Below are 24,532 nucleotides of genomic sequence, written 5' to 3'. Positions count from 1 at the left end.
AATTAGCCTACCAACCTAATTTTTATACAGCAGCTTGATTCAGCTCACTATTTTCGTACTACTTTAGTGATACTACCTCTGCACCAAATGCTGGCTCCTGTAAAGCAATAGTCAAAACATCTTCTATACGCTTAACAGGATGAATTGCCAAATCCTGAATTACGTTCTGAGGGATCTCTTCCAGATCACGCTTATTCTCATCAGGGATGATGACCGTTTTAATTCCGCCACGATGAGCTGCCAGTAATTTTTCTTTCAAACCACCAATAGGCAGAACAAGCCCACGCAAAGTAATTTCACCTGTCATAGCCACATTAGCATTAACCGGATTCCCGGTCAGACAGGAAACCAGCGCTGTACACATTGCGATACCTGCACTCGGACCATCTTTCGGTGTTGCCCCTTCAGGCACATGGACGTGAATATCACGCTTTTCATGGAAGTCAGAGCTGATACCCAGTTTATCCGCGCGAGCCCGGACTACTGTCAACGCAGCCTGAATAGATTCCTGCATGACTTCTCCCAACGAACCGGTATAGGTCAGTTTACCTTTACCCGGCACACTGGCTGTTTCGACTGTCAGTAGATCACCACCCACTTCAGTCCATGCAAGCCCGGTCACCTGACCAACACGGTTTTCAGTGTCGGCGCGACCATAATCTACTTTTTGAACACCCAGATAATCTTTCAGGTTTTCGCCATTGATCTCGATATGCTTAAGCGTTTTATCCATCAACAGTGCCTTGACTGCCTTACGACACAGTTTGGAAATTTCACGTTCCAGACTACGTACGCCAGCTTCGCGGGTGTAATAACGGATAATGCCAATAATCGCACCATCATCAATGGTCAGTTCGCCTTTTTTCAATGCGTTGCGTTCGATCTGTTTAGGTAACAAATGGCGCTTGGCAATATTCAGTTTTTCGTCTTCGGTGTAGCCGGACAAACGGATCACTTCCATACGATCCAGTAGCGGGGCTGGGATGTTCATGGAATTGGATGTTGCCACGAACATTACATCAGACAGATCATAATCTACTTCAAGGTAATGATCGTTAAATGTGACGTTCTGTTCAGGATCAAGGACTTCCAGTAAAGCAGAAGCCGGATCACCGCGCATATCAGATGACATTTTGTCAATTTCATCTAACAGGAACAGTGGATTTTTAACCCCGACTTTAGACATTTTCTGAATTAACTTACCCGGCATTGAGCCGATATAAGTACGACGATGACCACGTATTTCAGCTTCATCACGTACTCCGCCCAGTGCCATACGGACGTATTTACGACCAGTTGCCTGAGCAATGGAGCGACCCAATGAAGTTTTACCTACACCCGGAGGCCCTACCAGACAAAGAATTGGCCCTTTGATTTTACTGACGCGGCTTTGTACTGCCAGATACTCAAGGATACGTTCTTTAACTCGTTCCAGACCATAATGATCGGTATCGAGTACTTCCTGAGCTTTCACCAAATCTTTTTTCACTTTGCTGCGCGTGTTCCACGGAACTTGTACTATCCAGTCAATGTAACTGCGTACAACCGTCGCTTCCGCTGACATCGGGGACATCATTTTTAATTTTTGCAGCTCAGCTTCTGCTTTTTCCCGTGCCTCTTTAGGCATTTTGGCATTTTCGATCTTGCGTTTCAGCGTTTCATATTCATCAGGTGCATCATCCATCTCACCTAATTCTTTCTGAATCGCCTTCATTTGCTCGTTCAGGTAGTATTCGCGTTGACTTTTTTCCATCTGTTTTTTAACGCGATTACGGATACGTTTTTCTACCTGTAGTAGATCGATTTCTGATTCCATCATTGCAATCAGATATTCAATCCGCTCAACAACATCAGACATTTCTAAAACAGTCTGTTTATCATTGATTTTTAATGGCATATGAGCCGCAATGGTATCCGCTAATTTTGCGGCATCTTCAATACTGTGTAATGATGTCAGCACTTCCGGCGGGATTTTTTTATTCAGTTTGATATAACCTTCAAACTGATTAATCGCGGTTCTTACCAGAACTTCCTGCTCGCGCTCATCAACGATCGGGGAGTCCTGATATTCAACCTGCGCATAAAAATATTCACCGTTATCTGTCAGCGTTGTAATGCGGGCACGCTGCAAACCTTCGACCAGAACTTTCACTGTACCATCTGGTAATTTCAGCATCTGTAGAACAGAAGCCACTGTACCTACGGAGAATAGATCATTGACTCCCGGTTCATCAGTGGATGCTTCTTTCTGCGCTACCAACATGACCTGTTTGTCATGATCCATTGCTGCTTCCAGACAATGAATCGACTTCTCTCGCCCAACAAACAGAGGGATCACCATATGTGGGTAAACCACTACATCGCGCAAAGGCAATACAGGGATTTCTATGCGTTCGGAACGCTCAGGATTCATAGAGCTCTCTCTTCGTTTAGCTTTCGCCAGTTTTTAGGAATCTCGTGAAACACGGTTTTCACGAGTTTCACTTCAAAGAATATAAAATATATGGGGACAGGAATCCGACATTCAATAGCCTTTATTTGTAAACAGCTACAAAAAGCTGCAAAAAGCAAAATGAGGGAGAACCCCTCATTTTATTTTCGCAATGCGAGTTGATGGCCGGTACTTCTTACCCTATTTTCATCACTCACCAGAAACTTGAGCATCCGGTTTGCTGTATATCAATAATGGTGCTGATTTATCTTCAACAACCGTCTCATCAACGACAACTTTCTCTACATGTTCCATTGATGGGAGATCGTACATTGTATCCAATAAAACACCTTCCACAATTGAGCGAAGACCACGAGCACCTGTCTTACGCGCCATTGCTTTTTTAGCGATTGCTGTCAGAGCTTCTTTTCTGAATTCCAGCTCAACACCTTCCAGATTAAATAAAGCCTGATACTGTTTTGTCAACGCGTTTTTTGGCTCTTGCAGAATCTGGATTAAAGCGTCTTCATTTAGTTCACCCAGTGTTGCCACAACAGGCAGACGACCAATAAATTCAGGGATCAGCCCGAATTTGATCAAATCTTCCGGTTCAACCTGAGACAGCAATTCACCTTCAGTTGCTTTCTCTGATTCGCCTTTAACTGTAGCACTAAAACCTATTCCAGAGCTGACATTCAAACGCTGGCTGACAACTTTACTCAACCCGGCAAATGCCCCGCCACAAATGAACAGAATTTTAGATGTATCAACCTGAAGGAACTCCTGCTGTGGATGCTTGCGACCCCCCTGAGGAGGAACAGCAGCTACTGTGCCTTCAATCAGTTTTAAAAGCGCCTGTTGGACACCTTCACCCGACACGTCACGCGTTATCGAAGGATTATCAGATTTACGGGAGATTTTATCTATTTCATCAATATAAACGATGCCACGCTGCGCTTTCTGTACATCGTAGTCACATTTTTGCAAAAGTTTTTGGATAATATTTTCTACGTCTTCCCCAACGTAACCTGCTTCGGTCAGGGTCGTAGCATCAGCCATGGTAAAAGGCACATCTAGATAGCGGGCAAGTGTTTCTGCCAGTAAAGTTTTACCACTACCAGTCGGCCCGATTAGCAGAATATTACTTTTGCCTAATTCCACGCCGTTATTAGTATCCCCATTACGCAGTCTCTTGTAATGGTTATAGACGGCTACCGCCAGTACTTTTTTCGCCATTTCCTGACCGATGACATAATCATCCAGATGTTGACGAATTTCATGAGGAGTAGGCAATGTACTGCGCTCACGATGTGGTACCAGCTCTTTAATTTCTTCGCGAATGATATCATTACATAAATCGACACATTCATCGCAGATATACACTGACGGGCCAGCTATTAATTTCCGGACTTCATGTTGGCTTTTCCCGCAGAAAGAGCAATACAGCAGCTTTCCTGAACCGTCTTTGCGCTTATCTGTCATCAGTCAACCTCACTTTATGAGCTGTTATCCCAGTCTATCTGGCATAACAGAAAAAACGCTGTTATTACTCCGCCCAAGCAGGTGATTGTACAAAAATTCACCTTTAAATTATAGTGTTGGAGTAATAAATTAATTATCAATAAATTAGTTGCGCTGGGTGAATATGCTATCAACCAATCCGTATTCTACGGCTTCCCCAGCTGACAGGAAACGATCACGTTCTGTATCTTCGACTATCTTCTCAAGCGATTGCCCCGTATGTTTTGCCATCAACTCATTCATACGTGCCTTAACTTTGAGTATTTCCTGCGCATGAATTTCAATATCTGTTGCCTGTCCCTGAAACCCACCCAATGGCTGATGGATCATAACTCTGGAATTTGGCAAACAGAAACGCTTCCCTTTTGCACCAGCTGTTAACAGGAAAGCCCCCATTGAGCAGGCTTGCCCCATACAAATCGTACTCACATCCGGTTTAATAAATTGCATTGTGTCATAAATAGACATACCAGCTGTGATAACCCCACCCGGTGAGTTGATATATAAGTGAATATCTTTTTCTGGGTTTTCTGCTTCCAGGAATAGCATTTGAGCGACAATTAAGTTCGCCATATGATCTTCAACCTGACCAGTCAGAAAAATAATTCGATCTTTTAATAAGCGGGAATAAATATCAAATGCACGTTCCCCACGTGCTGTCTGTTCAACCACCATCGGCACCAAAGACATGTTAGGTGCATATTGATCTTGCTTGCCACTGTATGACATTTCCGTCTCCTAATAGAACTCACGCTGGTGCCATTCATTACTGATTCTACTTGAGATAAGCGATGATGACCATGATCCAAAGTTAACTAACAGAGGGCTCCCCTCTATAAAAAGTAGTAAGCCTTTACATAATAGTAAGAAAGGATATGAGGTTAAATCTGTTTTTTTCAAGAACAATAAAAAAACCCGCAGGCAATGCTTGCGGGTTCACATTACTGAGAGAAGAATTTATCATCTCAGGTAATCAATAAATGAAACTTATGCCATTTGGTTCTGATTCATCAGATCATTAAAGCCTGTCTCTTTTTCAGAAACTTTTGCTTTGCTCAGAACAAATTCAACAGCTTGCTCTTCCAGAGCAACGTTGCGGATGTTGTTCATCATCTCTTGGTTTTTGCTGTAGTATTCAACGACTTCTTTTGGATCTTCATATGCAGAAGCCATTTCTTCGATCAGCGCGTTGACACGCTCATCATCAACTTTCAGCTCATTGCTGCTGATAACTTCACCTAACAGCAGACCAACAACAACACGGCGTTTTGCCTGCTCTTCGAACAGTTCACGAGGTAGTTCGAGAGCCTGCGCTTCATTGCCACCGAAACGCTGTGCCGCCTGACGACGCAGTACATCAACTTCGCCATCAATAGCCGCAGCCGGAACATCAATTTCGTTAGCATTAACCAGACCATCCAGAACCTGAGTTTTAATGCGGTTACGCACTGCATTTTTCAGTTCACGTTCCATATTTTTGCGAACTTCTGCACGCAGGCCGTCAACAGTCGCTTCAGCAATACCAAAACGCTTGATGAACTCTTCAGTCAGTTCTGGCAGTTCACGCTGTTCAACTTTCTTCAGGTTAATTGCGAATTTCGCCGCTTTACCTTTCAGGTTTTCAGCATGATAGTCTTCAGGGAAAGTTACATCGATAGTAAATTCGTCACCCGCTTTGTGACCAACAACACCTTCTTCGAAACCTGGGATCATGCGGCCTTGGCCCATTGCCAGAACGAAGTCAGTTGCTTTACCACCTTCAAATTCTTCACCATCAACAGAACCATTAAAATCTACAGTTACGCGATCTTCTGTAGCTGCTGCTGCTTCAGTTTCTTTCCAGTCAGCCTGCTGTTTACGCAGAGTTTCCAGCATTGTGTCAACGTCTGCATCTTTCACTTCAACAACTGGTTTTTCAATTTCAATTTCTTCCAGACCTTTCAGTTCGATTTCTGGATAAACTTCGAATTCAACTGCGTAAACGAAGTCTTCACCATCTTTAAACTGTTCTGGTTTGTAGCTTGGTGCACCGGCTGGATTAATTTTATTCTCAATGATTGCATTGATGAAGTTACGCTGCATCAGATCACCCAGTACGTCCTGCAGGACAGAGGCGCCATAACGCTGCTTAACGATGTTCATAGGCACTTTGCCTTTACGGAAACCGTCAATACGTACTTTTTTCGCTACATTAACCAGCTCACTGTTAACTGCTTTTTCAATGTCGGCAGCAGGAACGGTGATTGACACACGACGCCCTAGGCCTTGAGTTGTTTCAACAGAAACTTGCATCTTGTTACCTCAAAAAAATCATAGTGCTCGGTCAACTTCAGAATACTACAGCGCCCGATACGGGCAAATTGCAGCACTCTTCAAGAACCGGGGTGGTCGCATTTAAAAACCGAGAATCCCTGTGATCAGAAGCGCCCCGAAACTATTGTAAAAATTTAGACGCAGCATTATAGCGATGCAGACAGGATGAGTCGAGAATTGCCAGCAAAAGCGTGCAATATTCGTTGACTTATGTGATAAGCATTGCTCAATAACCACATCGTATAATTGGTTATTCAATATGAATATACCCATAAACTCCAAGATAAAGCGCAATGGCAAAAGAGTTTCCTCATAACACATAAATAATTATGTGGTTGAGGGACATGCGTAACCAGCAACGCTATCACTTTAAAAAACGGGTATAAACAAAAATACAGCCCGAAGGCTGTAGTTTAACGTGAAAAGCCAATTAATTAAAAATTAAGTCGCGGCACTATTCTGCGACAATTATCAAACTGTGGTTGTTCCTCCCCGACATGCAGGCGAACCCAGAACAGTATCTTCCAATTCCGTCCACTCTTTTTCGGTATAAGTATGGAGTGCCAGTGCATGAACGCCTCCCGCCATCTCATTAACCAGAACACTGTATACTGAGCGATGTCGGTTAAGCATCCTCTGATCAATAAATTCATTGCTGATGACAATGATTTTAAAATGGCTTTCAGAACCTGCTGGTACATTATGACGATAGCTTTCATCAATAACTTCCAGATGAGAAGGCTTAAATGCCGCCCGTAACTTCGTTTCTATTTCCTGACGAACCATCTCATTCTCCTTAATCACCAAAGGTTATTAATAAACCATGTATTGATTTTAGTTTATTTTCTGTGATTTATAGTATTCGAACATCTAAATATCTTAAACCAAATGCATTTTATTCATTTCCCTATATGTTTCAATTAGTAAGCATTAGGGATATGCCACTACCTATGGCAGTGTTATGATTGCAACGGTTTGTACTATCTGTATTACTATGTCGGGTATCCATATCCAGAATGAGACCATTTACATGCTAAAGAAAATACTTATTCCACTTGCTGCACTTCTCTTTTTAGCCAACCTGGCTGGTTGTGCAGATTCCAGCAATACACTCGCTATTCAGCCTAAAATTGCACTGCCATCGGCAGACCCAACGATGAAAGCAATCACAATCACTATTAGTGGGGTCGATAAGCGGCAATCTCAAGCCCTGGCTCAAATAAACCGGGATGCAAAATTAGTCACGTTACTGCCTTCACGCGATTTACGCTTTTTACTGCAAGAAGCACTAGAAAAGCAAATGGTCGCTCGTGGTTATATGATTGGCTCTCCATCTAATGCCAATTTGCAAGTTGTTATTAATCAGCTTTATGCCACTGTTAAAGAAGGAAGTCTACGCCACGATATTTCAGCAAAAGCAGAAATTTCAGTGATTGTTTATGCGCAGGATGGCAGTAAGCAAATCAAGAACTACCGCACGAGTTATAATGTTCAGGCGCCATTAAGTGCCACTAACGCGAAAATTGCTGACGCTGTTAATACTGTACTATCTGATGTCATTGCAGATATGGCCCAAGATTCGTCAATCAGCACCTTCATCAAACAAAACGTTCACTAACAGAATATGAATATACTTTCTGCCCGATTCTATTGAAGTGGTTTCCCGTAGATTATAGGCAGAAAGTATTGGAGGGGCTTATGGCAAATAATGCTGTTAACTTATCAGCAATACGTAACTACCGTATTCTTCTTTTACTCGGCTTTGCATCCGGTCTGCCGCTTGCCCTTACAGCAGGAACACTACAGGCATGGATGACTGTGGAAGATGTTGATATCAAAACTATCGGCTTTTTCACTTTAGTTGGTCAGGCCTATGTCTTTAAATTTCTCTGGGCACCTGCCATGGATCGCTATTCCCCTTCATTTCTGGGACGGCGGCGCGGATGGATGCTCGTTACCCAGATTTTGCTGATCATCAGCATAGCAGGGATGGGATTTCTTAATCCCTCGCAACACTTATGGTGGTTAGCCGCATTAGCTGTTGCTGTTGCCTTCTTCTCTGCTTCTCAGGATATTATTTTCGACGCCTATAAAACTGATCTGCTTCAACAGGAAGAGCGGGGTACCGGCGCTGCGATTTCTGTATTGGGTTATCGGCTGGCAATGCTGGTTTCTGGCGGCCTTGCTCTATGGGTGACAACTTATATTGGCTGGAACAGCATGTACTGGCTCATGGCTGGTCTGATGGTGATTGGTGTCTATGCCACTCTTACAGCTAAAGAACCCCGGATAGATACTGCACCGCCAAAAACATTACATCAGGCTGTGGTAGAACCATTATTTGATTTTTTCAGTCGGAATAACGCCTGGCTTATCCTTCTGCTAATTGTTATGTATAAATTGGCTGATGCTTTCGCCCTCTCCCTCAGCACGCCTTTTCTTATCCGGGGAGTTGGTTTTAATCCGGCCGAAGTCGGTATGATAAATAAAACTCTTGGGCTTGCAGCTACCATTATAGGAGCACTATATGGTGGTTACTTAATGCAGAAATGGAGTCTGTTCCGTGCATTGATGATCTTCGGTATCCTGCAAACCATTTCAAATTTCGGTTACTGGATACTTGCCGTCACCCCTAAAGATATTTATGTCATGGGAGGCGCTATATTTCTGGAGAATATCTGCGGCGGAATGGGCACAGCAGCTTTTGTTGCCTTACTCATGACACTTTGTAATAAGTCATTTTCGGCAACACAGTTTGCTCTTCTTTCAGCACTATCGGCGGTAGGACGAGTGTATGTCGGCCCGGTTGCAGGCTGGTTTGCCGAAGCTCATGGCTGGTCAATGTTTTATTTATTTTCCGTTGTGATTGGATTTCCGGGTCTGGCTCTCCTGCTTGTTTGTCGTAGCACTCTGGCTTATACGCAAAAAACGGATAGTTTTATTCCCCGGACATTATTCAGTCGCTATTACCGGCTGGCCTTCCTGACCATGACATCCGCTGCTTTTATTTTTATTGCTTGGTTAATTATAAGTAGCCTGCTATTTGTAATTACTCACTTTGTCACTTTAGTACTTTCCATATCTCCAAAATATATCCAGCTTTTTAACAACATAAGTGACTTTATATACCCCATGTTATCCTGGAGTATCGCCATTGGTGTCATAGGCTTACTACTGGGAGGTATTCTGGACTTTATAGCTCTGAAGAAAAGCAAACTTGCTTAAAATGCCTGCCACTACAACAAAAGACTGACAAAGTTCAGTCTTTTGTTGTTCTCATTTAGTGACTATTCTCACAATAATAGTAAAAACATAAAATTATGTGACCCAAAAAACATCTTTTCTGGAGCGGAAACATTTATATTTGCGCTAACAAATATTATTATTCTCACCTTCACATTTATTTTGTTTTGAACTATCCAAAATATTTTTATTTATCTAAAAACCATATAAAGGGAATTTATGAAAAGACATATTTTGACACTCACCGCAGTTGCTGCCGCCTTGGTTTCTGCTTCAGCCAGCGCGGAATACCAGTGGGGATTTGCCAATGTCAGCATGAACTACCTTGACTGGAGCAAACACACAACACACAAAACGGGACACACCACTCACAAAGATGACTTTGCTTATCTAGAACTAGAAGGTGGAGCAGGTTTCAGCTGGGGGGAACTTTATGGCTTCTTTGATGTAGAAAACCCATTTAACAGCAAGTCTGCGCAAGCGGGTGATAACCGACGCTACGCTTTCAAAACAACCGGCCGTTTTTATCTGGGAGAAACAGGTTTCAATCTTTATGGACATGTTTATGGAACCTATTCACTTCCGGGAAATGGCGGTAACTTCCATGAAGTAAACACACTGTATGGATTAGGCTATAACACAACTTTCGCAGGTGTGTGGTTCAAACCATTCGTTGCTCTACATTATGTTGACCAAAATTTCTACTCAGGAAATAACGGTTATGTCGCAGGCTGGGTTGCCGGATACGATTTTAACCTGTGGGAACAGAAATTCAGCGTCACAAACTGGAATGAAATCGAACTAAACCGCAATCAGCGTTACGGAAATGGTGGCCGCGACGGAGTCAACGGCGCAGTGGGATTATGGTGGAATCCTCATCCTTCTTTTACAGCCGGAGTTCAATACCGTTATGCTGACAATAAATTAGGGGAAGATTTCCTTCAGGATGGTATTGTTTACAGTGTAAAATATAACTTCTGATAATTAGTTTAACTGGTGAACAGCTGAAAACTGTTCACCAATAGTAAAATCCACTATTTATCTGTTGAAATGCGGTTTGTTCTAAAACGTTATCTGTATTTTTTATATAAAAATTTATATTTTAAAATATAGGGTTATATGAAAAATATTGCGTATTTTGATTTTTTGGATACAATAACAGCCCGAAGTTAACTTTTTGTTAAATATCATATTGCATGTGATCCCTCTAGCATAAAAAGCCTACAAGCCATCCTGCTTCTATTACAATTGTTTACACTCCGGTAACCTTACCGTAGAATGCCCGCACTGATGAAACGACAATAAAGCTTTTGTTATCTGGGGTCGCTCTAATGAGACTTATGAAATACAAAAAAACTATTGGGTTATCGTCACTACTTGCAGCCACTTTAATGCTAAGCGGTTGTGATATGGTATTGATGAATCCCAAAGGGGCGATCGGCGTTGAGCAAAAAACGCTGATACTGACAGCGTTTGGCCTGATGCTGATCGTTGTTATCCCGGCTATCGTAATGGCAATCGTTTTTGCTTTACGTTACCGGGAAGCCAACAAATCTGCTACCTATCGTCCAAACTGGGCACACTCAAATAAAGTTGAGCTTGTCGTCTGGACTGTACCTATCCTGATTATCATCGTACTGGCTACGCTTACATGGAAAACGACTCACGAGCTCGATCCCTATAAGCCATTGGACAGCGATGTGAAACCGGTAACGATTGAAGTTATTTCTCTCGACTGGAAATGGCTGTTTATCTATCCGGAACAGGGTATTGCAACCGTAAATGAAATTGTCTTCCCTAAAGATGTTCCAATTAACTTCAAAATTACCTCTGACTCAGTGATGAACTCGTTCTTCATTCCACAGTTAGGTGGTCAGATTTATGCAATGGCAGGTATGCAGACAAAACTGCACTTAATTGCTAACTCTGCGGGTAAATACGACGGCTTCTCAGCTAGTTACAGTGGACATGGCTTCTCTGGCATGAAATTCACCGCAACTGCGACTGAAGATAGTGCAGGGTTTGAAGAGTGGGTACAGAAAGTTAAGGCATCACCGAAAACTCTGGACACAGTGCAGGCATTCAATGCATTGGCAACTCCGAGCCAGAACAACCCAGTTGAATACTTCTCAAGCGTGAAACCAAAGCTGTTCCAGGAAACTATCGCCAAGTTTATGGGTGATATGGGTCATGGCGGTATGTTTGGTATGTCTCACGGCAAAACAGGCCATGACACAGCAGAACATGGTGAAGCTGCGGGTCATAATATGAATATGAGTCACTCGGCTCATGCAGGTGTTGAGGAATAACGACATGTGGGGAAAATTAACACTTGATGCGATCCCATTACATGAACCCATTATTGTGGTTACTTTATTGGCGATCCTTCTCGGGGGACTGGCAGTAGTTGGTTCCATCACTTATTTCGGCAAATGGAAATGGCTCTGGTCCGAGTGGTTGACAAGCGTTGACCACAAAAAAATCGGTGTCATGTATATCATCGTTGCCATGGTAATGATGTTGCGTGGTTTTGCTGACGCCATCATGATGCGTGGACAGCAAGCCCTGGCTTCCGCTGGTGAAGCTGGTTTCCTGCCCCCGCACCATTATGACCAAATCTTTACCGCGCATGGCGTTATCATGATTTTCTTCATGGCGATGCCTTTCGTTGTTGGTCTGATGAATATCGTGGTTCCTCTGCAAATCGGGGCACGTGATGTCGCATTCCCATTCCTGAACTCCCTGAGCTTCTGGCTGTTCGTTGTGGGTGTTGCTCTGATCAACATCTCTCTGGGTGTCGGTGAATTCGCACAAACTGGCTGGCTGGCTTACCCGCCTCTGTCCGGTCTGGAATACAACCCGGGAGTAGGTGTTGATTACTGGATATGGAGTCTTCAGCTCTCCGGTGTAGGTACCCTGCTGACAGGTGTTAACTTCTTCGTGACTATTCTGCGTATGCGTGCGCCGGGTATGTCCATGATGAAACTGCCTGTTTTCACCTGGGCTTCACTGTGTACCAACGTTCTGATTATTGCAGCCTTCCCAATTCTGACAGTGACTATCGCACTGTTAACCCTGGATCGTTATCTGGGCACCCATTTCTTTACCAATGATATGGGTGGCAACATGATGATGTACATCAACCTGATCTGGGCTTGGGGCCATCCTGAAGTTTATATTCTGGTGCTGCCTGTCTTTGGTATCTTCTCCGAAGTTACGGCAACCTTCTCGAAAAAACGTCTGTTTGGTTACACCTCTCTGGTATGGGCGACAATTGTTATTACCATCCTGTCGTTCATCGTATGGCTGCACCACTTCTTTACCATGGGTTCCGGCGCGAACGTTAACGCCTTCTTTGGTATCGCCACTATGATTATCTCTATCCCAACTGGGGTTAAGATCTTCAACTGGCTGTTCACCATGTACCGTGGTCGCATCGAATTCAAAACCCCGATGCTTTGGACTGTCGGCTTCCTGGTCACCTTCTCTATTGGTGGTATGACAGGTGTTCTGCTCGCTGTACCGGGTGCAAACTTCGTACTGCATAACAGCCTATTCCTGATTGCTCACTTCCATAACGTTATCATCGGCGGTGTGGTATTCGGCTGTTTCGCTGGTACGACTTACTGGTTCCCGAAAGCATTCGGTTTCACACTGAATGAAAAATGGGGTGTACGCGCATTCTGGTTCTGGATCACAGGCTTCTTCGTTGCCTTTATGCCACTGTATGCTCTTGGCTTTATGGGCATGACCCGTCGTCTGAGCCAGGATATCAACCCAGAATTCCATCCTTTACTGGTTGTTGCAGCGGGTGGTGTTGTTCTGATCGCTCTGGGTATTCTGTGTCAGGTTATCCAGTTCTACGTCAGTATCCGTGACCGTGAGCAGAACCGTGATCTGACCGGTGACCCATGGGGTGCACGTACTCTGGAATGGTCAACTTCATCTCCACCTCCGTTCTATAACTTTGCGGAAGTTCCACACATCCAGACTCGTGATGCGTGGTGGGATATGAAAGAAAAAGGTACTGAATATAAGCGTCCTGCTAAATATGAAGAAATTCATATGCCTAAAAATACAGGTGCTGGCGTGATTATCAGTGCATTCTGTCTGACGTTAGGCTTTGGATTGATCTGGCATATCTGGTGGATGGCTATCGCAAGTTTTGCTGGCATCATCATCAGCTGTATCGTGAAAAGCTTTGACGAAGACGTTGATTACTACGTTCCAGTGGCTGAAGTCGAGAAAGTTGAAGATCAGCGTTACGAAGAACTGAGAAAGGCAGGTGTGAAATAATGTCGACTCAAACCCTTAATAACACAGCCGCCCATGACACTCATGGGCACCACGATACAGGAGCCAATAAAGTATTTGGTTTCTGGATCTACCTGATGAGTGACCTGGTTCTGTTCGCAAGCCTGTTTGCCACTTATGTGGTACTGGCTAACGGCACAGCGGGCGGGCCGTCCGGTAAAGATATTTTTGAGCTTGATTTTGTATTAGTCGAAACCTTCTTACTGTTATTCAGTAGTATCACCTATGGTTTCGCTATGCTGAGCATGAACAAAGGTAAAGTGGCTCAGGTTAACCTGTGGCTGTTCGTTACCTTCTTGTTGGGCTTGGGCTTCGTTTCAATGGAAGTTTACGAGTTCCACAAACTGATTTCGGAAGGTTTTGGTCCTGACCGCAGTGCATTCCTGTCAGCCTTCTTCGCACTGGTTGCGACTCACGGTCTGCACGTTACCTTTGGCCTGATTTGGATCGTTATCCTGATGATTCAGGTATCACGCCGTGGTCTGACTGACGTGAACCGTATGCGTCTGAACTGCCTGAGTTTGTTCTGGCACTTCCTTGATGTTGTATGGATCTGTGTATTTACTGTCGTTTATCTGATGGGAGCTATGTGATGAGTCATCCAAATACTTCTCATACCGGCGCCAGCCACGGTAGCTTCAAAACTTATATGATTGGCTTTATCCTGTCAGTCATATTGACCGTGATCCCATTTTGGATGGTAATGGATGGTACTGCTTCACACAGTACTATCCTCGTCACCGTGGTTGTCATGGCTGTTATTCAGATTTTTGTCCATTTCATCTGCTTCCTGCATATGAATACTTCATCTGAAGAACGCTGGAACCTTGTTGCTTTAATATTCACATTGTTGGTCATTGCCATCGTTGTTGTTGGCTCCCTGTGGATTATGTACAACCTGAACATCAATATGATGGTTGATTAAGGGTTGATTTGAATGATTAAGCAATACCTGCAAGTGACCAAACCAGGAATTATTTTCGGAAATCTAATTTCTGTGATTGGTGGTTTTCTACTTGCGTCCAAGGGCGTAATAGATTACCCCTTGTTCTTTGCAACAATGGTCGGAGTATCGTTGGTAGTAGCATCTGGTTGTGTATTTAACAACTATATTGACCGCGATATTGATAGGATCATGGAAAGAACAAAAGAAAGGGTCCTTGTGAAAGGGCTTATCAATCCGAAAATCAGCCTGATTTACGCCTCAGTGTTAGGTATTGCTGGCATGGTGCTGCTCTATGTAGCAGCCAATGCCTTAGCAATGCAGTTAGCTCTTATTGGGTTTGTCATTTATGTAGGGGTTTATAGCCTTTACATGAAAAGGAAGTCTATTTATGGCACGCTGGTAGGTAGCTTATCAGGCGCTGCACCTCCTGTTATTGGTTATTGTGCAGTAACTGGTCAGTTTGACACAGGAGCATTGATACTATTGCTGATCTTCAGCTTATGGCAAATGCCCCACTCTTACGCTATTGCTATTTTTCGGTTCAAAGATTATCAGGCCGCCAATATTCCAGTTTTGCCTGTCATTAAGGGTATCTCTGTGGCAAAAAACCACATTACCCTCTATATTCTGGCATTTATGGTTGCTACGCTGATGCTGACAATTAGTGGTTATGCAGGTTACAAATACCTCATTGTTGCCGCTGCGGTAAGTGTCTGGTGGTTGGGTATGGCATTATCAGGTTATAAAACCACAAATGATCGAGCCTGGGCTCGTAAGTTATTTATATTTTCTATTGTCGCCATCATGTCTTTAAGTATCATGATGTCTGTGGATTCTGCGGCATCTCCAGAAATAGTACTGACTTACATCCGATAGTATTCAAATGGCAGGGTTACCCTGCCATTTTCCTTTCCTTTTCCCTTGCAAGTATTGGTTTATTCCTGTCTGACTAAAAGGTCATATCGAGTTTCTTGAGGTAAATTGTTAAGGTATGAGGTACCCGTGAACGATAATAAAATGACGCCCCTTGAACTCAGAGCAACATGGGGTTTAGGTTCTGTTTTTTCTCTACGCATGTTAGGCATGTTCATGGTATTACCTGTCCTGACAACCTACGGTTTAGAATTACGGGACGCTTCTGAAGCTCTGATCGGCATTGCAATCGGCATCTACGGTTTAACACAAGCAATATTTCAAATCCCATTCGGGCTACTTTCAGATAAAATAGGCAGAAAACCTTTAATAATCACTGGGCTGCTTATTTTTGTATTAGGTAGTATCATTGCCGCCTTTAGCGACTCCATCTGGGGCGTTATTGTAGGAAGGGCTTTGCAGGGAACAGGAGCAATCTCTGCCGCAATTATGGCTCTGTTATCAGATCTGACCCGTGAACAAAATCGCACAAAAGCGATGGCATTTATTGGGATCAGCTTTGGGATCACATTTGCTTTTGCCATCGTTGTCGGCCCTATCATTACTCATCATATTGGACTAAACGGCTTGTTTGGTACAATCGCGATCCTTGCCAGTTGCGGTATCTTAATAACGCTGTTCGCAGTACCATCGACACATAAGCACTTATTAAACCGTGAATCCGGTATTGTTCGTGGCAGTTTCCGGCGTGTACTTTCTGACCCTCAACTGTTAAAACTCAATTTTGGTATACTTAGCCTGCATACCTTATTGATGTCGAGTTTTGTTGCCCTACCCCTTGTTATGGAAAAAGTAGGTTTCCCTCCCCAGCAGCACTGGAAAGTTTATTTAATTACCACACTTATTTCCTTCGTTGCTGTTTTACCATTTATTATTTACGCAGAAAAAAAACGACGAATGAAACAGGTTTTCCTGTTTTGCATCGGTATGTTATTTATCGCTGAATTTGTTTTGTGGTCTTCAGGATCGCACCTTTGGGGAATATTTGCCGGTATCCAGATTTTCTTCCTTGCTTTTAATATCATGGAAGCTATTTTACCTTCATTAATCAGCAAAGAAGCACCAGCAGGATATAAAGGTACGGCAATGGGGATTTACTCCACCAGCCAGTTTCTTGGGGTTGCGTTGGGAGGAAGCCTTGGCGGTATGCTGTACGAAATGCAAGGTGCATCATGGGTATTTATGGCTGGTATTATTCTTACTTTGTTCTGGTTTGTTCTCAGTATTACTTTACGCCAACCACCCTATGTCAGCAGTATCAGACTTATTTTGCCGGCTAATTTAAGCGCTCCTGATCTTCTGGAAAAGGAAATACGCTCTCAGGTAGGAGTGAAAGATGTGGTTCTTGTACCTGAAGAACTCAGCGCATATATCAAAGTCGATACTAAGCAGACTGACCGTGAACAATTAGAACAGATTGTGATTTCCCACTCAGAGCAAATCTCAGTATAGTTAAAATCTATACCCTATGGATTTCAAGATACGTCGCGGCGGCAAGGGAATGAATCCCCGGGAGCATAGGTAGCTATGTGACTGGGGTGAATGAGCGCAGCCAACAAAGAGGCAACTTGAAAGACGACGGGTATATTAAGGGAAGAGATAATAAATAATTACCGGCTTCCCTTAAATATTTTGGTCAAACCAAAAGAATTAATTCGTTTATATTACGACTAATCACGGAAGTTAGTAAATTGGAAAGGCTGTCCCAACTCCGCACCGCGAATTAATGTAATCACACTTTGCAGATCGTCACGGGCTTTACCTGTAACTCGTACTTGTTCACCCTGAATTTGTGCCTGAACTTTCAGCTTACTGTCTTTGATCAGCTTAACAATTTTCTTCGCTAACGGTGTATCAATACCTTGTAGCATGGTTGCTTCCACGCTGTAGGTTTTACCACTATGAACCATATTTTCAGGAACATTCAACACCGAACCATCAATTCCCCGTTTGGCAAATTTTTCACGCAGAATATCGATAAGTTGGTTAACCTGAAAGTCAGATTCACTCGCGATCTTCACGGATTCATTCTTCTCGTTTAATTCAAAACTCGCATTGACATTGCGGAAATCCCAGCGATTGGTTAATTCCCTCTGCGCATTTTCTACTGCATTGCGCACTTCCTGCATATCAACTTCTGAAACAATATCAAATGATGGCATTACCAGTCACCTCCAGCTAATCAATAATCCGGCATGATAACCGCTTTCCATTATTGGCAAAAGATCTATACTTCTCAGGCTAAGTGATCTTTCTGATTTACGCGATCTTAGGTCGTTTGAGATTTATGCAAAATCAGCCTAATTTAAATATTCCCGATGAACGCATCTCTCAAGGAAGAACAATGAAAATAACTGTTCTTGGCTGTGGTGCCATAGGCAAATTATGGCTTGCTGCCTTGTCTGAACAACAACATCAAGTTCAGGCATGGTTAAAGCTCCCTCCACCTTCTTCGTTCGTTGTTCATATTAATCATTTTCAAAATAAAACATTTGAGCAGCAATTCCTTGCCAATAATGAAAGGCATCTTGCTGAAAGTGAGCTATTGATTGTTTGCCTGAAAGCCTGGCAAGTTCCCGATGCTATCAATGATCTCGCCCCCAAACTTTCTCCCGATTGCCCGATTTTGTTACTGCATAATGGAATGGGAACCCAAGATGAGCTTTTACCTCTACCCAATCCTGTTTTATCTGGCGTGACGACTCATGGAGCCTATCAGGAAAATGGTATTGTTTATCATAAATCACAGGGAATAACCCAAATCGGCACTGCAATACCTGAATCAGATAAATTCCGTGTATTAGCGAATATTCTGCACAATGCCCTGCCTGACGTTATCTGGAGCAACGATATTTATGCTATCAGCTGGCTAAAACTTGCAGCAAACTGCATTATCAACCCACTCACCGTACTTTACGATTGCAGAAATGGCGGGTTATTACACCATATCGTTAAAGTCCGTTCATTATGCGATGAAGTCCATCAGGTAATGAAACATGATGGCATCCAGATCTCCAGACAGTCACTTATTGATTACGTTATGGATATCATCAAGCAGACATCAGAAAACTCTTCATCTATGCGGCAGGATATTCGTTCACAGAGACGTACTGAAATAGACTACATTACTGGTTTTCTGCTAAAGCGAGCCCGTATACATGGGCTGATACTGACAGAAAACACACGGATTTATCGTTATATCAAGCGAAAGGAGGAGGAATATGAACACCTCAGTTCTCATTTGTCTCGCGCACGGCAGTGAAGAAACCGAAGCTGTTACAACTATTGATTTACTGGTCAGAGCCGGTATTAGCGTTACCATCGCCAGCACAGCCACAGACGGGGCGCTGATATTAACCTGCTCACGTGGTGTTAAACTTGTTGCAGATACTGCTCTGGTAGAAGTTGTTGATGAGGATTTTGATGCCATTGTCTTACCGGGCGGAATAAAAGGAGCAGAATGTTTTCGTGATAGCCTGTTAGTAGTGGAAAAAATTCGTACGGCACAAAGTCAGGGAAAAATCATTGCTGCAATTTGTGCATCACCGGCTATTGTACTGGAATATCATCAACTTTTTCCGCTTGGCAATATGACCGGGTATCCCGGTATGAAAGATAAAATAGCGCCAGAAAAATGGATAGATCGGCGGGTTTATTTTGATGAAAGGGTTAATCTGCTGACCAGTCAGGGGCCTGCGACTGCTTTTGACTTCGCTCTAAAACTCATTGAGCTTTTGAAAGGAAAAACTATCGCCGCAGAGGTTGCCGCTCAGTTAGTTCTTCCTCCCGGAATCAACAACTACCAAAATCTACAGTAATTGTTCTGTTAATAATAAGCTGCTGGTAAAAATCTATGAGGCCAGCAGCCTATATAATTCCAGATTAAGGGCGATAAACCTTCACATTCTGGAAACCCTGCTCACGCAGATAAAGCGCCTGTAAACGGCTCATCACCCCACGCTCACAATACAACAGGTAGTTTTTTTCTTTCGGCAAATCACCAAATTGAGTACTCAGTTTATAGAAAGGCAGTGAATGGATATCAATACCTTCCATTTTCAGCGGACGGTCATCCTGTTCATCTGGGGAGCGGATATCCAGCAACACATCATCAGTAGAAAATTCAGTCACCATTTCGACTTCCACAACCTGCTCACCAGCCTGCTCAGCAATCTGACGGATATCCAGATTTTGAGCTTCACTGATCACATGGTTCAGAATATCGAAATTAAACTTATCTTCTTCTGCCTCAATTTTGGCTTTAACTGCTTTCACCGTAGGGCTTTTAGAGATCACACCACAGAACTCTGGCATAGTCCGGGCAAAATCTTCGGTGCCGATCTCACGAGCCAACTTAATAATGTGCTCTTTATCATGAGAAATAAGAGGACGAAGGATCAGCGTATCTGAAGCATTATCAATCAGTCTCAGGTTAGTCAGAGTCTGGCTGGATACCTGCCCCAATGCTTCTCCTGTCACAATTGCCTGTACGCCATAACGCTCTGCAATTTTGGAGGCGGCTCTGACCATCATTCTCTTAAGCACAACCCCCATTTGACCGTCATCCACTTTTTCCAGAATTTCTGCGACAACCGGTTCAAAATCGACAGCAACAAAACGAACTTTGTGAGAACTACCAAATCGGTTCCACAAATAATGCGCCACCTGTTTCACGCCAATTTCATGGGCAGAGCCACCAAGATTGAAGAAGCAATAGTGGACACGGCAGCCACGACGCATCAGCATATAGCTGGACACACCGGAATCAAACCCACCAGAAATAAGCGAAAGAACGTCTTCCTGAGTTCCGATAGGGAATCCGCCAATCCCCGGGTGACGGGCTTTAACCAGAACCAGTTGATCCTGATTAATTTCCAGATTGACTGTCACATCTGGATGAGTCAGTTTCACTTTGGCAGATTCAATATGCTGGTTCAGGCCGCCGCCAATATACCGCTCAGCTTCATTGGAAGTGAAACTGTGTTTACCCCGGCGCTTCACACGGACACAAAACGTTTTTTCGTGCAGTAAATGCCCATATGTTTCGTAAGTTTGTTCAAAGATATGATGCAAGTCACGAAACTCTCGCTCTTCTACTTGCAGGATATGATGGATACCCGGAATACGTGTTAGTGCATCACAAATTTCTGCACCTAGGTTATCATTTTTAGCCCGAACTTCTATATTATCCCAATGGCGAACAACAGCAATTCCCTCTCCGAATGTTTTCAGTACATTACGGATATTGCTGGCAAGAATTTTAATAAAGCGCAAACGGACAGTCTGGCTCTTGATCGTAATTTCTGGGAATAATTTAATGATAAACTTCATAGTAAGATATAGTAGTCATTCAGTATTGAACTATCACAAGCAGTACCAATGATTGTTCTTAAGTAGTCAGTTGGATAGGGCGTAGAGTATAACACTATCTCATTATATCTCCTGTAAAAAAACAGTTTGTCTGTAAAAAAACAGTAGTAACGAATGATTTATTTCTTTCAGTGTAGTAGGGTACTCTGCAATTCTATAACGAATTAGCTTCAGCGTAATTCGTTAAATAATCATACAATTAAATCATTATGTCTAAGGCAAACCGAACATCAGCAACCGAGCAGGCACCGACTTTTGAAACATCCCTGAAAGAGCTGGAGGAAATCGTCATTCGGCTGGAATCAGGGGAGCTTCCTTTAGAGGATGCATTAAATGAATTTGAACGCGGGATCCAACTTGCAAGACAAGGGCAGAAAACCCTCCAACAAGCGGAACAACGCGTGCAAATTCTATTAAGTAATGATGCGCAATCGCCGCTTGATGAATTTTCTCCTGATGCTGAGTAACTTTATGTCTGAACAGTGTAAGTCTCCTTTTGAAGAGCAGTTAAGCAATTTCCAGCAGCATATCAATGATAAGTTGATAGTAACATTTTCTTCATTGCCCTCTTTAAACAGCCCGTTAGCGATGGTTATGCAACACGGTGCCGTACTGGGAGGAAAACGGCTGCGACCATTTCTGGTTTACGTGGTTGGTGAAATGCTCGGCGTGTCCAAAGAAAGCCTTGATGCACCTGCCCTCGCGATAGAGTGCATTCACGCCTACTCTCTGATCCATGACGATTTACCCGCAATGGACAACGATGATCTACGCCGTGGTCAGCCTACTTGCCATATAAAATTTGGTGAGAATTATGCCATTCTGGCCGGAGATGCTTTGCAGTCGTTGGCATTTGAGATCCTGTCAAAACACGATATGCCAAGCATCGAATTATCTGATCGCCTTGAGATGGTTGCAGAATTAGCGACATCCAGTGGTCTTGCTGGTATGTGCGGCGGGCAATCACTGGACTTACAGGCTGAAGGCAAGCAGATTGATCTGGCTGCTCTGGAAAAAATTCACCTACACAAAACAGGCGCACTCATTCGTTGTGCGGTAAGGCTTGGAGCATATAGTGCGGGTGCTCGCGGACGGGAAGTATTGCCTTTGCTCGATCAGTATGCTCAGGCAATCGGCCTCGCGTTTCAGGTTCACGATGATATTCTGGATGTCATCGGCAAGACAGAAATTATCGGTAAACGTCAGGGGAACGATCAGCAACTCGGCAAAAGCACTTATCCTGCATTATTGGGATTAGAGCAAGCTCAGAAAAAAGCCAGAGATCTTTATGAAGATGCTATTGCCGCACTCACAGAACTGGAAAAACAATCCTATAATACTGTGACTCTAAAACGGTTGGCGGGTTTCATCATAGAGAGAAACAGCTAAAAACAGGTCATGACAACCGCAGATTTATAAGTTATCGGTTACATAACTTCAAAATAAAATATGGCCTTCTAGGGAGAACCCCCGCAATTAGATGCTAATAATATCAGGGTTCTTAATCTTCAATTTATAACGTGCATAGCATTTTAACAGGCATAGCATGAGCATTGATATAGCGAAATATCCAACATTGGCATTGGCGGAAACCCCTGAAGAGCTTCGCCTGCTACCTAAAGACACCTTGCCAAAGTTATGCGATGAACTGCGCCAATTTTTGCTAAACAGTGTCAGTCGCTCCAGCGGCCACTTTGCTTCCGGCCTTGGAACTATCGAATTGACGGTCGCACTCCATTATGTTTATAAGACGCCATTCGACAATTTAGTCTGGGATGTCGGTCATCAGGCATACCCACATAAAATTCTGACCGGGCGTCGTGACCGTATCAACACTATCCGCCAGAAAAATGGCCTCCATCCTTTCCCGTGGCGGAATGAAAGTGAATATGACACACTGTGTGTCGGGCACTCATCAACCTCAATCAGTGCTGGCTTGGGTATGGCAATTGCTGCAAAACATGAAGGCAAAGGCCGCAAAACAGTTTGTGTGATTGGTGATGGAGCCATTACTGCGGGTATGGCTTTTGAAGCCATGAACCATGCCGGAGCTATCGATCCCGATATGCTTGTCATTCTCAATGACAATGAGATGTCGATATCCGAGAACGTCGGCGCACTGAATAATCATCTGGCACAACTTCTTTCCGGTAAGCTGTATACAACGCTGCGCGAAAGCGGCAAAAAAGTCTTTTCAGGCCTGCCTCCTATTAAAGAATTACTGAAAAAGACCGAAGAACATCTCAAAGGTATGGTTGTGCCCGGCACCTTGTTCGAAGAGCTTGGGTTTAACTATATCGGCCCTGTTGATGGCCATGATGTGCTGGCATTAACTCAGACACTAAAAAATATGAGTGAACTGAAAGGGCCACAATTTCTGCATATCATGACCAAAAAAGGCCGTGGATATGCTCCTGCAGAAAAAGACCCTATCAGTTGGCATGCTGTCCCTAAATTTGATCCATCAACAGGTTTCCTGCCAAAGAGTTCAGATACCCGTCCGACATTCTCAAAAATTTTTGGTGAGTGGTTATGCGAAGAAGCAGCCACTGACAAAAAACTTATGGCGATCACACCTGCTATGAGAGAAGGCTCAGGTATGGTGCGTTTCTCCCGTGAATATCCTGAACAATACTTTGATGTTGCCATTGCCGAACAGCATGCAGTGACATTCGCAGCAGGTCTGGCAATTGGTGGATATAAGCCTGTTGTCGCGATTTATTCTACTTTCCTGCAACGTGCTTATGATCAGCTGATCCATGACGTTGCTATCCAGAACTTACCCGTTCTGTTTGCCATCGACCGCGGCGGAATTGTCGGTGCTGATGGGCAAACGCATCAGGGAGCCTTCGATCTTTCATTCCTGCGCTGTATTCCTAATATGGTTATTATGGCACCAAGTGATGAAAATGAGTGCCGACAGATGTTACATACCGGCTACCACTATCAGGATGGTCCCGCTGCTGTCCGTTATCCACGTGGTGCAGGCATAGGTGCAGAACTTCAATCACTGGAAATATTACCAATTGGCAAAGGAATTATCCGCCGTCAGGGGGAAAAAATTGCCATCCTGAACTTTGGTACATTACTGCCTAACGCATTACAGGCCGCTGAGTCCCTGAATGCGACTGTTGTTGATATGCGCTTTGTCAAACCGTTAGATAAAGAATTGGTTCTGGAGGTGGCTTCCCGACATGATTTACTGGTGACGCTGGAAGAAAATGCCATCATGGGCGGTGCAGGCAGTGGGGTTAATGAACTCCTGGTGCAGGCCGGCAGCTCAGTTTCGATATTAAACCTCGGATTACCGGATTACTTTATACCGCAAGGTACGCAATCAGAAATTCATTCTGATTTAGGATTAGATTCTGCTGGCATTTTAAATGCCATCGAAAAATATCTTAATCAATAACATGCAATAACGGATGAATATTTCTTTATTATTCATCCGTTTCTCTTAA

21 protein-coding genes are annotated in these 24,532 nt (G+C 43.5%); 14 read left to right on the top strand and 7 right to left on the bottom strand.

Features of this window, described 5'->3' with window-relative positions; all coding sequences use genetic code 11:
• Positions 1 to 58 precede the first annotated feature (58 nt).
• From lon to bolA, 5 genes are all read right to left on the bottom strand, one after another.
• A complete protein-coding gene (gene lon / locus Xinn_RS06635) occupies positions 59 to 2,413 on the bottom strand; it encodes an endopeptidase La (RefSeq protein WP_086955405.1) in 2,355 nt (784 codons plus the stop codon).
• Between the two features lie 228 nt (positions 2,414 to 2,641).
• The gene (clpX, locus tag Xinn_RS06630; RefSeq protein WP_086955404.1) at positions 2,642 to 3,913 is read right to left on the bottom strand and encodes an ATP-dependent protease ATP-binding subunit ClpX; all 1,272 of its coding nucleotides are present in this window, start codon (positions 3,911 to 3,913) and stop codon (positions 2,642 to 2,644) included.
• 144 nt (positions 3,914 to 4,057) lie between these two features.
• Positions 4,058 to 4,681, bottom strand: a complete 624-nt coding sequence (gene clpP / locus Xinn_RS06625) for an ATP-dependent Clp endopeptidase proteolytic subunit ClpP (RefSeq protein ID WP_086955403.1) — start codon at positions 4,679 to 4,681, stop codon at positions 4,058 to 4,060.
• 258 nt (positions 4,682 to 4,939) lie between these two features.
• Complete coding sequence (gene tig / locus Xinn_RS06620) at positions 4,940 to 6,244, bottom strand: trigger factor (protein ID WP_086955402.1); 1,305 nt, start codon at positions 6,242 to 6,244, stop codon at positions 4,940 to 4,942.
• 492 nt (positions 6,245 to 6,736) lie between these two features.
• On the bottom strand, positions 6,737 to 7,051 hold the full coding sequence (gene bolA, locus Xinn_RS06610; RefSeq protein ID WP_086955401.1) for a transcriptional regulator BolA: 315 nt from the start codon (positions 7,049 to 7,051) through the stop codon (positions 6,737 to 6,739).
• Between the two features lie 244 nt (positions 7,052 to 7,295).
• Between bolA and Xinn_RS06605 the strand changes: the two genes are divergently transcribed.
• The 9 genes from Xinn_RS06605 (at position 7,296) to Xinn_RS06565 (ending at position 17,153) form a co-directional block, all read left to right on the top strand.
• A complete protein-coding gene (locus Xinn_RS06605; protein ID WP_086956578.1) occupies positions 7,296 to 7,883 on the top strand; it encodes a YajG family lipoprotein in 588 nt (195 codons plus the stop codon).
• 80 nt (positions 7,884 to 7,963) lie between these two features.
• Entirely contained in the window at positions 7,964 to 9,490 is a 1,527-nt protein-coding gene (gene ampG / locus Xinn_RS06600; protein WP_086955400.1) for a muropeptide MFS transporter AmpG, read from the top strand.
• A 237-nt stretch (positions 9,491 to 9,727) separates the two neighbouring features.
• Complete coding sequence (locus Xinn_RS06595; RefSeq protein WP_086955399.1) at positions 9,728 to 10,489, top strand: nucleoside-specific channel-forming Tsx family protein; 762 nt, start codon at positions 9,728 to 9,730, stop codon at positions 10,487 to 10,489.
• Between the two features lie 350 nt (positions 10,490 to 10,839).
• Positions 10,840 to 11,817: a cytochrome o ubiquinol oxidase subunit II gene (gene cyoA, locus Xinn_RS06590; RefSeq protein ID WP_086955398.1), complete on the top strand. Its 978-nt coding sequence runs from the start codon at positions 10,840 to 10,842 to the stop codon at positions 11,815 to 11,817.
• A gap of 4 nt (positions 11,818 to 11,821) precedes the next feature.
• A complete protein-coding gene (cyoB, locus tag Xinn_RS06585; protein ID WP_086955397.1) occupies positions 11,822 to 13,804 on the top strand; it encodes a cytochrome o ubiquinol oxidase subunit I in 1,983 nt (660 codons plus the stop codon).
• A complete protein-coding gene (locus tag Xinn_RS06580) occupies positions 13,804 to 14,415 on the top strand; it encodes a cytochrome o ubiquinol oxidase subunit III (protein ID WP_086955396.1) in 612 nt (203 codons plus the stop codon). The genes cyoB and Xinn_RS06580 overlap by 1 nt, the downstream gene beginning before the upstream one ends.
• On the top strand, positions 14,415 to 14,747 hold the full coding sequence (locus Xinn_RS06575) for a cytochrome o ubiquinol oxidase subunit IV (RefSeq protein WP_086955395.1): 333 nt from the start codon (positions 14,415 to 14,417) through the stop codon (positions 14,745 to 14,747). The genes Xinn_RS06580 and Xinn_RS06575 overlap by 1 nt, the downstream gene beginning before the upstream one ends.
• Before the next feature lie 12 nt (positions 14,748 to 14,759).
• Positions 14,760 to 15,644, top strand: a complete 885-nt coding sequence (gene cyoE, locus Xinn_RS06570) for a heme o synthase (RefSeq protein WP_086955394.1) — start codon at positions 14,760 to 14,762, stop codon at positions 15,642 to 15,644.
• A 126-nt stretch (positions 15,645 to 15,770) separates the two neighbouring features.
• A complete protein-coding gene (locus Xinn_RS06565; protein WP_086955393.1) occupies positions 15,771 to 17,153 on the top strand; it encodes an MFS transporter in 1,383 nt (460 codons plus the stop codon).
• Between the two features lie 218 nt (positions 17,154 to 17,371).
• Here Xinn_RS06565 and Xinn_RS06560 read toward each other — a convergent pair whose 3' ends face one another.
• Complete coding sequence (locus Xinn_RS06560; RefSeq protein WP_086955392.1) at positions 17,372 to 17,863, bottom strand: YajQ family cyclic di-GMP-binding protein; 492 nt, start codon at positions 17,861 to 17,863, stop codon at positions 17,372 to 17,374.
• Between the two features lie 182 nt (positions 17,864 to 18,045).
• Here Xinn_RS06560 and panE point away from each other — a divergent pair, with 182 nt between their 5' ends.
• Both panE and yajL read left to right on the top strand, forming a co-directional pair.
• A complete protein-coding gene (gene panE, locus Xinn_RS06555) occupies positions 18,046 to 18,963 on the top strand; it encodes a 2-dehydropantoate 2-reductase (RefSeq protein WP_086955391.1) in 918 nt (305 codons plus the stop codon).
• Complete coding sequence (yajL, locus tag Xinn_RS06550; RefSeq protein ID WP_086955390.1) at positions 18,923 to 19,519, top strand: protein deglycase YajL; 597 nt, start codon at positions 18,923 to 18,925, stop codon at positions 19,517 to 19,519. The genes panE and yajL overlap by 41 nt, the downstream gene beginning before the upstream one ends.
• Before the next feature lie 64 nt (positions 19,520 to 19,583).
• On the opposite strand, the gene thiI is transcribed toward yajL, so the two are convergent.
• Positions 19,584 to 21,032 carry a tRNA uracil 4-sulfurtransferase ThiI gene (gene thiI, locus Xinn_RS06545; RefSeq protein ID WP_086955389.1) on the bottom strand — a complete coding sequence of 483 codons (1,449 nt, stop codon included), beginning with the start codon at positions 21,030 to 21,032 and terminating at the stop codon, positions 19,584 to 19,586.
• A 248-nt stretch (positions 21,033 to 21,280) separates the two neighbouring features.
• Between thiI and xseB the strand changes: the two genes are divergently transcribed.
• From xseB to dxs, 3 genes are all read left to right on the top strand, one after another.
• Positions 21,281 to 21,538 carry an exodeoxyribonuclease VII small subunit gene (gene xseB, locus Xinn_RS06540; RefSeq protein ID WP_086955388.1) on the top strand — a complete coding sequence of 86 codons (258 nt, stop codon included), beginning with the start codon at positions 21,281 to 21,283 and terminating at the stop codon, positions 21,536 to 21,538.
• Between the two features lie 4 nt (positions 21,539 to 21,542).
• The gene (gene ispA / locus Xinn_RS06535; protein ID WP_086956577.1) at positions 21,543 to 22,460 is read left to right on the top strand and encodes a (2E,6E)-farnesyl diphosphate synthase; all 918 of its coding nucleotides are present in this window, start codon (positions 21,543 to 21,545) and stop codon (positions 22,458 to 22,460) included.
• A 157-nt stretch (positions 22,461 to 22,617) separates the two neighbouring features.
• Positions 22,618 to 24,483: a 1-deoxy-D-xylulose-5-phosphate synthase gene (gene dxs / locus Xinn_RS06530; RefSeq protein WP_086955387.1), complete on the top strand. Its 1,866-nt coding sequence runs from the start codon at positions 22,618 to 22,620 to the stop codon at positions 24,481 to 24,483.
• Positions 24,484 to 24,532 lie beyond the last annotated feature (49 nt).

It is taken from the genome of Xenorhabdus innexi (assembly GCF_002632485.1).
Lineage (GTDB): Bacteria > Pseudomonadota > Gammaproteobacteria > Enterobacterales > Enterobacteriaceae > Xenorhabdus > Xenorhabdus innexi.
Note: the sequence above shows the minus strand (reverse complement) of the source record. Positions and strands in the feature narration are given on the sequence as shown.

Excerpts from the sequence above, each read along its gene's own strand:
- thiI (WP_086955389.1), bottom strand. The coding sequence starts at position 21,032 with ATGAAGTTTATCATTAAATTATTCCCAGAAATTACGATCAAGAGCCAG.
- ispA (WP_086956577.1), top strand. The coding sequence starts at position 21,543 with ATGTCTGAACAGTGTAAGTCTCCTTTTGAAGAGCAGTTAAGCAATTTC.
- ampG (WP_086955400.1), top strand. The coding sequence starts at position 7,964 with ATGGCAAATAATGCTGTTAACTTATCAGCAATACGTAACTACCGTATT.
- panE (WP_086955391.1), top strand. The coding sequence starts at position 18,046 with ATGAAAATAACTGTTCTTGGCTGTGGTGCCATAGGCAAATTATGGCTT.
- xseB (WP_086955388.1), top strand. The coding sequence starts at position 21,281 with ATGTCTAAGGCAAACCGAACATCAGCAACCGAGCAGGCACCGACTTTT.
- lon (WP_086955405.1), bottom strand. The coding sequence starts at position 2,413 with ATGAATCCTGAGCGTTCCGAACGCATAGAAATCCCTGTATTGCCTTTG.
- Xinn_RS06560 (WP_086955392.1), bottom strand. The coding sequence starts at position 17,863 with ATGCCATCATTTGATATTGTTTCAGAAGTTGATATGCAGGAAGTGCGC.
- yajL (WP_086955390.1), top strand. The coding sequence starts at position 18,923 with ATGAACACCTCAGTTCTCATTTGTCTCGCGCACGGCAGTGAAGAAACC.
- Xinn_RS06580 (WP_086955396.1), top strand. The coding sequence starts at position 13,804 with ATGTCGACTCAAACCCTTAATAACACAGCCGCCCATGACACTCATGGG.
- cyoA (WP_086955398.1), top strand. The coding sequence starts at position 10,840 with ATGAGACTTATGAAATACAAAAAAACTATTGGGTTATCGTCACTACTT.
- Xinn_RS06605 (WP_086956578.1), top strand. The coding sequence starts at position 7,296 with ATGCTAAAGAAAATACTTATTCCACTTGCTGCACTTCTCTTTTTAGCC.
- Xinn_RS06575 (WP_086955395.1), top strand. The coding sequence starts at position 14,415 with ATGAGTCATCCAAATACTTCTCATACCGGCGCCAGCCACGGTAGCTTC.
- bolA (WP_086955401.1), bottom strand. The coding sequence starts at position 7,051 with ATGGTTCGTCAGGAAATAGAAACGAAGTTACGGGCGGCATTTAAGCCT.
- Xinn_RS06595 (WP_086955399.1), top strand. The coding sequence starts at position 9,728 with ATGAAAAGACATATTTTGACACTCACCGCAGTTGCTGCCGCCTTGGTT.
- clpX (WP_086955404.1), bottom strand. The coding sequence starts at position 3,913 with ATGACAGATAAGCGCAAAGACGGTTCAGGAAAGCTGCTGTATTGCTCT.
- cyoE (WP_086955394.1), top strand. The coding sequence starts at position 14,760 with ATGATTAAGCAATACCTGCAAGTGACCAAACCAGGAATTATTTTCGGA.
- dxs (WP_086955387.1), top strand. The coding sequence starts at position 22,618 with ATGAGCATTGATATAGCGAAATATCCAACATTGGCATTGGCGGAAACC.
- tig (WP_086955402.1), bottom strand. The coding sequence starts at position 6,244 with ATGCAAGTTTCTGTTGAAACAACTCAAGGCCTAGGGCGTCGTGTGTCA.
- cyoB (WP_086955397.1), top strand. The coding sequence starts at position 11,822 with ATGTGGGGAAAATTAACACTTGATGCGATCCCATTACATGAACCCATT.
- clpP (WP_086955403.1), bottom strand. The coding sequence starts at position 4,681 with ATGTCATACAGTGGCAAGCAAGATCAATATGCACCTAACATGTCTTTG.